Origin of the sequence: Vibrio sp. 10N.222.54.A3 (assembly GCF_041474095.1) — a bacterium.
Taxonomy (GTDB): domain Bacteria; phylum Pseudomonadota; class Gammaproteobacteria; order Enterobacterales; family Vibrionaceae; genus Vibrio; species Vibrio crassostreae_C.
The window spans coordinates 52,496-65,822 of sequence record NZ_JBFRTN010000014.1 but is presented as its reverse complement, the minus strand read 5'-3'; the positions used below and the strand labels follow the sequence as shown (position 1 = coordinate 65,822).

Sequence of the window (13,327 nt, the reverse complement as noted above, 5' to 3'; positions counted from 1 at the left end):
TATTCAATCGTTTTGGAATTGTTAGTTAACAGAACGTCAACTTCATAATCAGAATAGTCACCGTTGGCTCCCACCAACATTTACATTTTACCACGTAGAAACCCAGAATAAACATTATTTGCAACTTTCTTGGAAATAATTTTCAAACAAACTTTCTCTAAGATCTTATAGGTAGAAATCATCAAGAGAAGCCGTTTGCTTCCAATCCACATTGAACGATCATGGGTTAGCATCAACCGATGTGCTCCAGAAACAAGAAAACCCACACTAGGTGGGTTTTTTATTATCAACTGCCGTGTGCAATACAACTCAAATCCACTAAAGGTGCTCTAAAATTTTAGAACAACTTGTTTTAGCATCGCCAAACAGCATCTGCGTGTTCTCTTTGAAGAACAGTGGGTTTTGCACACCGGCGTAACCTGTGTTCATCGAACGCTTGAATACGATAACATTCTGAGCGTTCCAAACTTCAAGTACTGGCATACCAGCAATTGGGCTGTTTGGATCTTCAAGTGCTGCAGGGTTTACGGTGTCATTCGCACCAATTACCAATACAGTATCTGTCTCATCGAAGTCATCGTTGATTTCGTCCATTTCTAGAACGATATCGTAAGGCACTTTCGCTTCAGCAAGCAGTACGTTCATGTGACCCGGTAACCTACCAGCAACTGGGTGGATACCAAATCGAACATTAATGCCCTGCGCTCGTAGCTTCTCAGTGATTTCATGCACTGGGTATTGTGCTTGAGCTACTGCCATGCCGTATCCAGGAGTGATGATTACTGACTTAGAGTTTTTCAGCATATCAGCCACATCTTCAGCTGATGTTTCGCGGTGTTCACCTTGCTCTTCATCGCCATCAGACACAACCACTTCTTGGCCGAATCCACCAGCAATAACGCTGATGAAAGAGCGGTTCATCGCCTTACACATAATGTAAGACAGAATCGCACCCGACGAACCAACCAATGCACCAGTTACGATAAGCAGATCGTTTGCAAGCATGAAACCTGCCGCTGCTGCTGCCCAACCAGAGTACGAGTTCAGCATAGAGACAACTACTGGCATATCTGCACCGCCAATCGATGCCACTAGGTGGTAACCGAATGCGAATGCGATAAGTGTCATCACCATTAGTGCGAACATGCTGCCGTCTGCTTTAACGAACATGATCATCAGCAGTGTAGAAACTACGATAGCCGCTAGATTCCACTTGTGCTTATGAGGGATGTTCAATGCAGACGAAGAGATAACGCCACGAAGCTTACCAAACGCAACAATAGAACCCGTGAACGTCACCGCACCGATAAACACGCCAAGGAACACTTCCACTAGATGGATAACGTGCTCTGCATGAATATCTGCAGGGTTAATAGAAACAGCAGCAGGTGGATCGATGTAGCTGTTGTAACCTACAAGTACTGCAGCCATACCTACGAAGCTGTGCAGAATTGCAACCAGCTCTGGCATTTCAGTCATTTCTACTTTTCTTGCGTAGTGGATACCAATACCACCACCGATCACCATAGCAATGATGATCCACACAATACCAGCAGAGTGAGGGCCAAAGATCGTTGCGATCAACGCGATTGCCATACCCGTGATACCGTAATAGTTACCTGCACGCGCAGATTCCTGTTTCGATAACCCAGCCAAGCTCATAATAAAAAATACAGCAGCAACAATATAAGCTGCTTGTACTAATCCTTCAGACATCTGTTACTCCTTAGTCTTTACGGAACATTTCAAGCATACGTTTGGTCACGGTAAAGCCACCAAAGATATTGATACTTGCAATTAATACGGCAATAAATGATAAGAACGTGACGACGCCACTTCCTTGCCCGATCTGTAACAGTGCACCTACTACAATGATGCCTGAAATAGCGTTAGTCACGGACATCAAAGGCGTATGCAGAGAATGGCTTACATTCCAAACTACGTAATAACCCACCACACAAGCGAGAACAAAAACGGTAAAGTGAGATAAGAACGCAGCTGGAGCAACCGAAGCTACCCAAGCGAATGCACCAACAGCTACCGCCATACCCGCCGCTTTCTTAATCGGAGAAACAGGTTCTTCAACTTTAGGCTCTGGTTTGGCCGCTTTTGGCTTAGTTTGTTGTGGTTGAGCTGAAACTTGAATTGGTGGAGCTGGCCAAGTGACCTCGCCCTCTTTAACGACAGTAACACCACGCAGAACAACATCTTCAAAGTCGATATTGATGTTGCCATCTTTCTCTTTGCAAAGCAGTTTCAAAAGGTTAACTAGGTTCGTTGCATACAGTTGAGATGATTGAGTCGGCAGTCGACCAACCATATCAGTGTAACCAACCACCTTCACGCCATTAGCCGTTGTAATGACTTGATCCGCAACCGTGTATTCACAGTTACCGCCATTGGCCGCCGCAAGGTCTACAATCACACTACCTGCACTCATGCTGTCTACCATCTCTTTAGTAATCAGCTTCGGAGCCGGGCGACCTGGAATCAGCGCCGTAGTAATGATGATATCAACGTCTTTTGCTTGAGCTGCATAAAGCTCTTCCGCTTTCTTATTGAATGCTTCAGACATCTCTTTTGCGTAGCCGTCACCAGCACTGGTGTCTTCCTTGAAATCCACTTCCAAGAATTCAGCGCCCATCGACTCAACTTGTTCTTTAACTTCAGGACGAACATCGAATGAACGAACGATCGCACCTAAGCTACCCGCAGCGCCGATTGCCGCTAGTCCAGCAACACCAGCACCTGCAACCAGTACTTTTGCTGGTGGAACTTTACCCGCAGCCGTAATCTGGCCCGTGAAGAATCGACCAAACTCATGCGCCGCTTCAACAACAGCACGATAACCCGCGATGTTTGCCATAGAACTCAATGCATCTAACGCCTGAGCTCTTGAAATTCGTGGTACAGAATCCATCGCCATCACGTTGATGTTACGACTGGACAATTGTTCCATTAACTCTGGATTTTGAGCAGGCCAAATAAAGCTGACCAATGTTGCGCCATCTTTAAGAAGATCGATTTCATTTTTAGACTCGTCAACGATCGGAGCGTTAACTTTAAAGATAATATCGGATTTCCAAGCTTCATCTGCGGTGACAACTTTTGCTCCAGCTTGTTCATAAGCTGCATCTTCAAAACTTGCTAACGCACCTGCTTGTGATTCAACACAAACTTCAAATCCTAATTTTAGAAGCTGTTCTACCGATTTCGGCGAAGCAGCGACTCGCGTTTCACCTGCGAGCGTTTCTCTTGGTACACCAATTTGCATAGCTATTCCTTGACTATTGGCACGAATGACTTATTCGTTTGTATCTAACGACAACTAATACTTCAAGCGTTTTGTTCAAAGAACAGGAAAAGTTATTACTTATAACGATTTGGACGGAATTTGAGCGCTTCATTCGGATAAATGACGACCGTCTCGAACCAAGAGGTCAAACCACTTGCAAATAATCCTTTTAATAACAACTCACTAGCTGTTCTTTATCCATAAAACTAAAAAGAGCTTTCAGCATATACACTGAAAGCTCTCTAAATTATGACCAACATCAATTCTAACCCTAATTGGTTAGCTAAATATATTGTCGCCCATTTGGTCGATGAACATCTGCGATTTTTTGAGCATCAATTCATCGGCATCTTGTTTGTTTGAAACAACATCTGAACGAATAAAACGGTGAGTTTTGATTTCACCATCGAATTCTTTCTCGATTCGCCCAGCAACACGGTATTGACCAGATTCTGCAATGGCATCTTGATAGATATTGAAACCCTTATATTCGACTGGCTCAATCTCTACTTTTTGTTCGGTTTTTTCTTTGCCACCAAATAATCTAGAAAAGAATCCCACGTTTTTTTACTCCTTAAATGACCGTATTCACCCTAAACTATCATGACTGTTTACGGTTCAACAACGGCTTTTCATACCATTGCAATTCTACGTCATCGTCAAAATTGTGTTGACTAAATATAACAGGCACATTGTCGTCACGTTCACGTCTTCGATCGTCAATAATCATACTTTCTGCATTTTTGACCGCGATCTCACTATTGCGTTTATAGAGCACCAATTTGTCTTCTGGCAATGCTGACAGAAAATCGATATCAAAACGAATATAGATAGGTTTTAGCTGGCCCAAAGCCAAGCACGCGAGATCGGCCAACTGTTCGTTGGTATAACTAGACACATATTCCTCGGTAGCCAATACATGACCGACCAGAGTTTCCATATAGTTATGTACATCAACACTAATTTGCATACCACACCTCCATTTGTAGCGGTTTTTCTAGTCGCAGTCGTTTCTAAAGTCACTTGAAACCATGCAATTCCTAATAGCTTTCTATAACTCAGTTATAGGTTTTACTGTCCATAGTTGAAACTTAGGCATTATTTAATCTTACTCTGACTTCATTACAGATCTTCGTCGCTTAATGAAAAGGTCACTCAATGATAACTGATCATCAAGCCCTTTAAGTGACAGCGCCAACGTAAGAGCAGCAGAGCAGATTTTGTTAAGTATCTATAACGACTAATTAATTTCTCATATATACTGTGTAGTTCGTTCTAAGGTTAATAGCAACTCAAAATACATATAAAAATGATTGCACCAATAGCGACCTATGACTATGTTTTTGCTCTAATTTAGGCAAAAAGCTTGGCAATCGCTTGTTTAACCGTATCCTACGCATAGTATTAAATAATAAGATCATCAATATAGTTAGGCTCACCACATAAATGGCATCATCTTTTGTAACGTCGAGCATGTTTCGATTTTGCTTCCCTTTAGTCCTGTTAACAATTTTGCTCGTTGGTATGGACAACGTCATTCTCGTGACGGACTCAAATTTAGGGTTTGCTAGCAACCTCCCTTACATTTTATTGAGCGTTGCGGTTCTGCTATGCCATACGTTCAGACAAGGTCGAATGGCGATGGTATCGGTGACCATGCTTGTCGCTTATCTGATCATCCAAGTTCGCTTACAAACGCCTCTCAATACTGGCACAACGCTATTAGAGCTCTCGTTACTTGCGGCATTAGTACCTGTCACTTGCTTACTTGTTTATGCCTTCCCTGATAACGGCGTAAACTCAAAGTCGATGCTGCTCTACGCCATCGTTCTTGTTCTGTTTATGGTGTGGGCACAATTGATCGTCTCTCACTTCCATGCCGGCGGTTTTGAATCATGGAGTGATGGTCTTCTATTTATTGTCAGAGACTTCTCCAAACTGCCTTTTGTTTTAGTGCTGTATAGCCTTTGCTTGCTTGGCCTTACTGCCATTCTCGTGTTGGTGTATAACCGCTCTATCGATGTTGTGGTTTATAGCGCTATCCTGCTTTCTTCTTGTACGTTCATCTTCTTCGATATTCAGTACATCTCGAGCACCATGTTCTCGCTGTCAGGCACACTGATCATCGTCTATGTGATGTCTGCTAGTCATGATATGGCCTTTAACGACCAACTGACTAACATTCCCGGTCGACACGCCTTAGAAGTCGATATGAAGCACTTGGGGCGTAAGTATTCGATGGCGATGGTCGATATTGATCACTTTAAACAATTCAACGATACCTACGGACATGACATTGGCGACGATGTGTTAAAACTGGTGGCACGCATTCTGAGGGAAACCACAGGCGGCGCTAAAGCTTATCGCTATGGTGGAGAAGAGTTCACGATTATCTTCAAAGGAAAACATTCGGAACAAGTTAAAGAGCACCTTCAAGCTCTGATTTCCGAGGTTCAAAACTACGACATGACGATTCGGAATAGTCACGAGCGCCCTGACGATCATGAAGTGGGTATGAAAAAGCGTGGTAAGAACGGCAAACCATCAGAAGTAGTGAATGTGACGGTGAGTATTGGATTGTCTGATAGTACAACCACCAGACATCCTGAAGAGGTGTTGAAGCTTGCTGACCAAGCGCTGTATAAAGCTAAAGAAACCGGTCGAAACAAACTGTGTATTGATAGTTAACAATGGTTGATAGCGAAAGATATTGAGTGCTAGAGAACTAAATAACTTAAGGCATTAATAGCGAACAGCTTCAATAACTATCACTTCCAAGTTCAACGAGCCTCATTGATTTGAGGCCGTATAGCTCAACTGGAAAAAGAGAGCTTAATCTTGGTTGAAGAAGATAACCAAGCTGCCACCTTTTAAACTACTTCCGTAGTTAATCGTAAAACCTATTCCCACATTATCGACCCACTCATTAAACAGGTTTGGGTTAAGCAACCAGCCAACACTGCCCTCGTAGTAAGATGTGGTGCCCATAGAGGCCACAGTGTCACCGCCAATATCAATTCGTCTTATACTCGAGTACATCGATGTGATGTTCTTATCCCAACGTACGAGATCATAGAAAACCTTGGCTTCATTGGCAATATACCACCCTTCTGGGTGGCCGACATTGCCATTGTTCGCCTCGCCCCAGCCGATGCCATTAAAGTAATGCCAACTGGTACTCAATTTATACTTTCCCCAGTCATTCTTATCTTCGTACATCAGCTTGATTTTAGGCTCGATAATGTACGCCCAAGCATCAGTATTGAGATATACGCCATCCAGTTGGTCTTGAATAGGCTTTAGCAACGAAGCGCGATATTCATAATCATTGCGGTAGTAAGAGATGTGGTTACCGATTGCAGAACTGAAGCTCCAATATTCGTCTAACTGGGACACATTCGCGAATTCGACGTAGCCAGACACTACCGACTCTTTTTGAAAATCGTTTCTGTTTGCTGCCGCGTACTCGACATCGTTCTCGATTCGCAATGCAGACAAGCGTAGCGTCACCTCTTGATGGTTGTCTTCGATGTAACTTGGTAATTCAAATGTGTAAGGCAAACTCAGGGAGGTGATGTTTTGGCGACGACTTACCGAATCATTCGAACCGATGTCTTCATTGTCCAAACTAAACACTTTATTGGGGTCAAAGTTATTGATACCAAAAGTGAAAACATCGGTGTCGTTGAGCAATACACTGGTGGCAAAGCTCTGCTCTAGATCCTTTCGAAAAAGATCAGATAGCGTATTGGCATTAACAGTGGTCGCCAAAGCGGTAAAAAATAGAGGAACCGCAAGCGTCCAAGATGTGTTAGTCATAGAAAATGACTTCGAATGTGGCATTTCTTTTATCACTTAAAGTACTTCCTAGCTCAAACGCTATTAGAAGTATAAATTCAAATATCTAAAAGAGCTCGCCAACTAACGCGCAAGCTCCAAAATGTTACGTTGTACAAAGGTATTTCTACCACTTTGCTTCGCTTGATAAAGCGCTTGATCGACCTTTTCGTAAATAGACGCAATAGATTCGCCACCTTCTGGCACAAATGACAACACACCTTGTGACGCTGTCACTCTATCCGATACCGTTGAGTGTTCATGAGCGTAGTTCATCTCATGCAATGCCTCTTTAACTCGAGTCGCGTGTACCTTAGCGCCTTCACTGTCTGTATCGCTAAGAATCAGAACAAACTCTTCACCGCCATAACGACCTACAAATTCTCCCGCACGAACAAACAGCTGTTTCAAGGTATTAGCAAGCCCTTGTAAGCACTTATCCCCTTGAATATGACCATAATTATCGTTGTAAGGCTTAAAGAAGTCTACATCTAGAAGTATGACTGTCATGGATATATTACGTCTTCCGTGCCACGCTATGCTCTCTTCAAGCTTAGTATCCATATATCGACGGTTATACAATTTGGTCAGGCCATCTTCGTTGGCTTGTTGCTGCAGAAGGATGTTCAGTTCTTCGAGTTTGGCTGTGCTTTGTTTTAGCTCTCGTCTCATGTGCGCGATACGTTGCATCGCAATCAGCTTAGAATTCAAAACAACCTTGTTTACTGGCTTGATCAGGTAATCATCGCCACCAGCGTCAATCGCTTTTGCGATCATCTCAGGTTCTTCGTGACCACTAAGAAAGATGATGGGAACCCATTCTGGGAATCGGCTTCGAACCTCATTCGCCACTTCAAAACCATCCATATCAGGCATGCTGATATCAAGTAACACGAGTTCAGGATCAAAATCAGAATAAACACTCAGGGCTTCTTTTCCGCTACCGACAGCTTCTACAATATGACCCAGTTGCTTGAGTCGGATAGCAAGTTGCATCCTGTCTAGTTGAACGTCATCAACCAGCAATATGCGCATTGAAGATCCCTTTTCTATCATCACATCACCTTTATCTAGTGTTGAATATTCAAAGTAGCTCAAATTTGGGCTTAAATCATGCCCTAATCTCTATATTATATTGACTTTTTTACAGATCTTTTTAGCATTGTTTCTTTTTAAAGAGAAATACTATGTCAGACGCTACAAACAACGAACAACAAGAAATCGATTTAACCACCATCTCACCAGAACTTCGTCAAGTTATCGAATTTGATGGCGTACCAAAAGAGATGCACTTTATGGTTACTTCTATTCACGAAGTGTCTGAAGAAGCAGTACGCGAAGCTTGGGATAGTCTTCCAGCAAGCGCACAAAATGTTTTAGACAACTTCGAGCAGTTCCACGCTCTAATCTCAGTTAGCCAAGCTTTCGCTGGTGTTAACGTGATGGAAGAGTTCCCCACTCTTAAACTTCCAGAAGACATGTCTGACGAAGAAAAAGAAGAGTACCGTGCTCAACTGCTAGACCAAGTTCTACACAACTGTGTAAAAGACATGGTTAAACAAATCAAGAAAGCTCGTCGTGATGCAATCTTGAAGCGTGATTTCAAAGAAGTTTTTACTAAGTAAGTCGCTAGTCGCCTAAACTAGGCTAAGCGCTAACAGTACTACTTAGAATTAAGCCGCATGTTTCTTTAAACACGCGGCTTTTTTATATCCGCTATTTTCTGTTCGTCGATCGTTACGTCTGTATGTTCTTGTTGCTAATGTTCATATGATTCGACAAATCATATGCCTTAACACTCATATAGTGTGGCGCAAAACTGGCAGTTATACCGTATAAAAATGACGCATGTATCCATTCATGGAATCAAGACCGAATTTTCAGAACCTATAACAGGCAGTATCGCGACAATATCGAAAAGCAAACCTTCTCAGGTTTAATGCGTTACCGCGATATCTCTTTGAGCGACACTCACACCTTTAATTTGAGCGTAAACACGCTGCCCGATTTCTAGATTCAACTCATCCAGCGCCCACAAAGTAATGGTTGCCCATAGATAGCACCCAGACTCTAACTCTAGCTCGACAGCGACACTCTGCTTATTTGTGCCTTGCTGGTGCGTCTCTACACTTTTAATGGTCACTGGAAGGATGTTACGTATAGAAGTCCCTTTCGGCCGTTCTAGCGTGATAGAGACATCATTTGCCCTAACTTGCAGCCTCACTGTCGTACCAAGCTCACTCGATACTTTCTGAACCCATAACGACGTCGACTTTCCTAGCATCAGGCGAGACAGCGCATAATCGTCATTGTGTTCCGCTAATGTCGCTTCAAACAACGAGCTTTGCTCTGAGAAAGATTGCCAAGGTTGCATGGCTCTCGATGCCCAAACCTCTTCCGTCACACCCGACGAAATCACTTTGCCTTGGTCAATAATCACAAGGTGATTTGCCAAGCGTAAAATTTCATTGAGGCTATGAGTGACATAGATGATCGGGATTTGGACGGTTTCGGATAAGTTTTCCAGAAATGGCATCACTTCGCGCTTACGAGGCAAGTCGAGAGACGCTAAAGGCTCATCCATCAACAAAATGCTCGGCTTTGATAACAAAGCGCGGCCAATCGCCACACGTTGCTTCTCACCGCCAGACAAACGAGCTGGGTATCGGTCAAGCAATGAACCCAAAGACAACAGCGAGACTATTTGCTCAAAGTGCGCTTGATCGACGCTTTTCATACCGTATTTAAGGTTCGCTGCCACCTTCATATGTGGAAACAATCGCGACTCTTGGAACACATAACCGACGTTGCGTTTGTGAGTCGGCAAATTAATGCCATTTTCACTATCGAACAGTGTGGTTCCAGATACGCTGATCAGACCTTTATCGGGCTGTTTAAGGCCACTGATTGCATTGATAAGTGAGGTTTTACCCGCGCCAGAACGACCAAAAATTGCCGTAATGCCGCTACTTGGTAATTCCAAGTCGATATCAAAGAACGTTTCACCAAGTTGTTGTTGATATTGGAGGATCAAAGCACTCATGCATTGCCTCCCAAGCGTTGTGCTGACTTTTTGTTGAGCCACTCAGATAGCATCAATGAACCCAGCGCTATCACAATAGAAATGACACACAAACGCGCGGCTTCCATTTCAGCGCCAGGGGTTTCAATAAAGGTATACATAGCCAAAGGAATGGTTTGAGTTTCACCGGGAATATTTGAAACGAAGCTGATGGTCGCGCCAAACTCCCCTAGGCTTCTTGCGAATGAAAGCATGGTGCCGGTAATGACCCCTGGGATCATCAAGGGTAAAGTGATCGTGAAAAACACACGAAGAGGTGAAGCGCCTAATGTAGCAGCCGCCTCTTCAAGCTTACTGTCTACGGTTTCTAGGCTCAATCTAATAGAGCGAACCATCAGCGGCAACGCCACAACCACACAAGCGAGTGCCGCGCCCTTCCAGCTAAAGCTGAATACAATACCAAACACGTCATTGAGCCACGAACCTATGATACCTTGCCTGCCCATCATCACTAGCAGTAAATAGCCAATAACCACAGGTGGAAGTACCAAAGGTAAATGGACAATACTCTCAACAATGCTCTTACCTACAAATTGTTTCTTAGCAAGTAGCCATGCTAAGCCAATACCGATAGGGATAAGCCATAAGATTGCAAACCCAGCGACTTTTAAGCTCAGCATTAAGGCTTGGTATTCGTATTCCGATAAATACATCATTTAACGCACTTCAAATCCAAAACTGTTCAAGGTGTCTTTCGCTTTTTCGCTCTTTAGGAAAGTATAGAACTCTTCTGCCACAACTTTATCACTCAACTTCGCTACAGGGTAACGTATTGGTGTGTGCAGATCTGATGGGAAGGTCGACACTAGGTTTACTTCTTTAGAAAGCAACGCATCCGTTTTGTAGACAATGCCAAGCTTAGCTTCACTGCGCTCGACTAAGGCTAAGGCCATACGAACATTGTTACTTGGCGCCAATCGAGTTTTCACATCGTCCCATACACCTAACGTTTCTAACGCTTCTTTTGCATAGATACCAGCAGGAACCGACATGGTGTTACCCACTGCAAGCCTTTCATTAGTAAGCAGTTTAGCCCATTGTTCACCTTTTGATAGGTCTAACGTTACCGATGTCTCTTTAGGAGCAATCAGCACCAGTTCGTTTTCACATAGGTTTGTGACATTGTCACTATAAACCAATTTACGATCGACTAAATGCGTCATCCATTTCTCATTTGCCGAGATAAAAATGTCTGCTGGTGCTCCTCTTTCGATTTGTCGCACCAAAGACGACGTACTCGCGTACACAGGAATCACATCGACAGAATGGTCTTTCTCAAACTCTTCAACCAACAGATTAACCGCATTGGTCATCGACGATGCAGCGTAAACTCGTAGCTTTTCCGCAGCAAAAAGATGACTAGAACTCAATGCCGAAGTTAAAGCCATGGTTAAAAGGAAGACTCGCTTTTTCATTGTTATCACTTATCTATTGTTCGTTTAAGTTCTTTAGCTAACTTCTAAATGGCGGCTTAAGCTGTTAACTCTGGCCAAAGCAGATCAAGATTTAAGTACTCTTCGATGGCATCAGCGATTCGATTAATACCCAGCTCTTTAAGCTGTTCGTGGTCAATCGCGGTCACATCGTTGGCTCCTGCCCATTCGCAAATAAGCGACAACGCATCACTGTTGTCGAATACGCCATGCAAGTAAGTACCAAAAATCGAGTTATCTTGATTCACAGCGCCATCTAGGCTGCCAGATTCTAACTGAACCGGTAAGGCTGTTTCTTTGACATCAGTCCTACCTACGTGGATTTCATACCCTTTTACTTGTGCTGTTTTGCCATCCAGCGTCATGGTGCCGCGTACGTTGGTTAAGGTTTTCTGCTGTGTAAGGGTCGTTTCAGTATCCAGATACCCTAACCCTTCGCTGCTGCCGGGTTCCCCTTCAACGCCATCAGGATCGTGGATGATGTTACCTAACATTTGGTAGCCACCGCAGATACCCATCACTTTGCCGCCTAAGCGCAGGTGGCGTTGAATATCTTTATCCCAGCCTTGTTCTTTTAGGTAATCCAAATCTGCTCTTACCGACTTTGTACCCGGCAAGATAATTAAATCAGCATTGTTTACACGTTCGCCTTTACCGACATAACGTAAATCAATCGAAGGATTCAATCTTAACGCGTCAAAGTCTGTATGGTTGCTGATTCGGGTTAGCACTGGCACCGCCACCTTTAGCTTAGCTCCTCCGTAAGACTCTTGAGCAGAGGTAATGGCATCTTCCGCTTCTAAGTTAAAACCATGCAGATATGGCAAAACACCAATGACTGGCTTGCCGGTTTTTTCCTCTAGCCAATCTAGGCCAGATTGAAGCAGTGCGATATCGCCTCTAAAACGATTTATCACAAAGCCTTTTACACGAGCTTGTTCAGATTCAGACAATAGAGCTAATGTCCCGTAGAGATGCGCAAAAACGCCACCACGGTCAATATCAGCAACGATGATCACAGGGATGTCCGCTTTCTCAGCAAATCCCATGTTAGCGATATCATTTTCACGAAGATTGATTTCGGCTGGGCTCCCCGCACCTTCAATCATCACGCTTTCATATTCTTCAGAAAGTCGGTCAAACGAATCGATAACTGTATCCATCGCCACTTTCTTGTAATCATGATAACCCGTCGCTTCCATGTTGCTCAGCGCTCGGCCTTGCAAAATCACTTGCGCGCCGGTATCTGAGTTGGGCTTTAGCAATACAGGGTTCATGTGAACGGTTGGCTCTATATTACAAGCTTGCGCCTGAACCGCTTGAGCACGGCCAATTTCGCCACCATCTTTTGTCACAGCACTGTTCAACGCCATGTTTTGTGGCTTAAAAGGTGCCACTTTGATTCCTTTCCTTGCCAAAACACGGCATAAACCTGCCACCAAAACACTTTTTCCGGCATCTGACGTTGTCCCTTGAACCATAAGGGCACTTAATGGTGCTCGCATTTGTACTTAAATCCTTAATTTCTTAATTTTCAATTTATAGCTGTGGGCAATATTTCTCTGCGACCATCTTAACGTCATTGCCGAGTAGATGCTCAATAAAATGAATGGAAAATGAATGTGTTACTCACTCTGGATTCAACCCCAGTGTTGTTTAATAGCTCCATCGAAACGAAGC

Annotated in this window: 12 protein-coding genes; 2 read left to right on the top strand and 10 right to left on the bottom strand. The window is 43.6% G+C overall.

Features of this window, described 5'->3' with window-relative positions:
• Positions 1–318: 318 nt before the first annotated feature.
• From pntB to AB4507_RS03815, 4 genes are all read right to left on the bottom strand, one after another.
• A complete protein-coding gene (gene pntB / locus AB4507_RS03830) occupies positions 319–1,716 on the bottom strand; it encodes a Re/Si-specific NAD(P)(+) transhydrogenase subunit beta (protein ID WP_372182250.1) in 1,398 nt (465 codons plus the stop codon).
• 10 nt (positions 1,717–1,726) lie between these two features.
• Complete coding sequence (pntA, locus tag AB4507_RS03825; RefSeq protein WP_017060103.1) at positions 1,727–3,274, bottom strand: Re/Si-specific NAD(P)(+) transhydrogenase subunit alpha; 1,548 nt, start codon at positions 3,272–3,274, stop codon at positions 1,727–1,729.
• Between the two features lie 300 nt (positions 3,275–3,574).
• Positions 3,575–3,856 carry an HlyU family transcriptional regulator gene (locus tag AB4507_RS03820; protein WP_004731023.1) on the bottom strand — a complete coding sequence of 94 codons (282 nt, stop codon included), beginning with the start codon at positions 3,854–3,856 and terminating at the stop codon, positions 3,575–3,577.
• 40 nt (positions 3,857–3,896) lie between these two features.
• Positions 3,897–4,265: a late competence development ComFB family protein gene (locus AB4507_RS03815; protein ID WP_017060104.1), complete on the bottom strand. Its 369-nt coding sequence runs from the start codon at positions 4,263–4,265 to the stop codon at positions 3,897–3,899.
• 476 nt (positions 4,266–4,741) lie between these two features.
• Between AB4507_RS03815 and AB4507_RS03810 the strand changes: the two genes are divergently transcribed.
• Complete coding sequence (locus AB4507_RS03810) at positions 4,742–5,983, top strand: GGDEF domain-containing protein (RefSeq protein ID WP_372182249.1); 1,242 nt, start codon at positions 4,742–4,744, stop codon at positions 5,981–5,983.
• A 144-nt stretch (positions 5,984–6,127) separates the two neighbouring features.
• Here AB4507_RS03810 and AB4507_RS03805 read toward each other — a convergent pair whose 3' ends face one another.
• Together AB4507_RS03805 and AB4507_RS03800 are read right to left on the bottom strand one after the other, a co-directional pair.
• Complete coding sequence (locus AB4507_RS03805) at positions 6,128–7,138, bottom strand: Solitary outer membrane autotransporter beta-barrel domain (RefSeq protein WP_029235232.1); 1,011 nt, start codon at positions 7,136–7,138, stop codon at positions 6,128–6,130.
• Between the two features lie 78 nt (positions 7,139–7,216).
• On the bottom strand, positions 7,217–8,188 hold the full coding sequence (locus AB4507_RS03800) for a diguanylate cyclase (protein WP_170791831.1): 972 nt from the start codon (positions 8,186–8,188) through the stop codon (positions 7,217–7,219).
• A gap of 131 nt (positions 8,189–8,319) precedes the next feature.
• Between AB4507_RS03800 and AB4507_RS03795 the strand changes: the two genes are divergently transcribed.
• A complete protein-coding gene (locus AB4507_RS03795; protein ID WP_017060108.1) occupies positions 8,320–8,757 on the top strand; it encodes a DUF3069 domain-containing protein in 438 nt (145 codons plus the stop codon).
• Positions 8,758–9,068: 311 nt separating this feature from the next.
• Here the strand turns inward: AB4507_RS03795 and modC are convergent, their stop codons facing one another.
• Genes modC through AB4507_RS03775 form a run of 4 tightly spaced genes read right to left on the bottom strand, consistent with a single transcriptional unit; the run spans position 9,069 to position 13,152 of the window.
• Positions 9,069–10,175, bottom strand: a complete 1,107-nt coding sequence (modC, locus tag AB4507_RS03790; protein WP_017067812.1) for a molybdenum ABC transporter ATP-binding protein ModC — start codon at positions 10,173–10,175, stop codon at positions 9,069–9,071.
• Positions 10,172–10,870: a molybdate ABC transporter permease subunit gene (gene modB, locus AB4507_RS03785; RefSeq protein WP_017060110.1), complete on the bottom strand. Its 699-nt coding sequence runs from the start codon at positions 10,868–10,870 to the stop codon at positions 10,172–10,174. The genes modC and modB overlap by 4 nt, the downstream gene beginning before the upstream one ends.
• Entirely contained in the window at positions 10,871–11,629 is a 759-nt protein-coding gene (gene modA, locus AB4507_RS03780; RefSeq protein WP_017060111.1) for a molybdate ABC transporter substrate-binding protein, read from the bottom strand.
• Positions 11,630–11,685: 56 nt separating this feature from the next.
• Positions 11,686–13,152 (bottom strand): cobyric acid synthase, encoded by a 1,467-nt coding sequence (locus AB4507_RS03775; RefSeq protein WP_372182248.1) that lies wholly within the window; start codon positions 13,150–13,152, stop codon positions 11,686–11,688.
• Between the last annotated feature and the right edge of the window lie 175 nt (positions 13,153–13,327).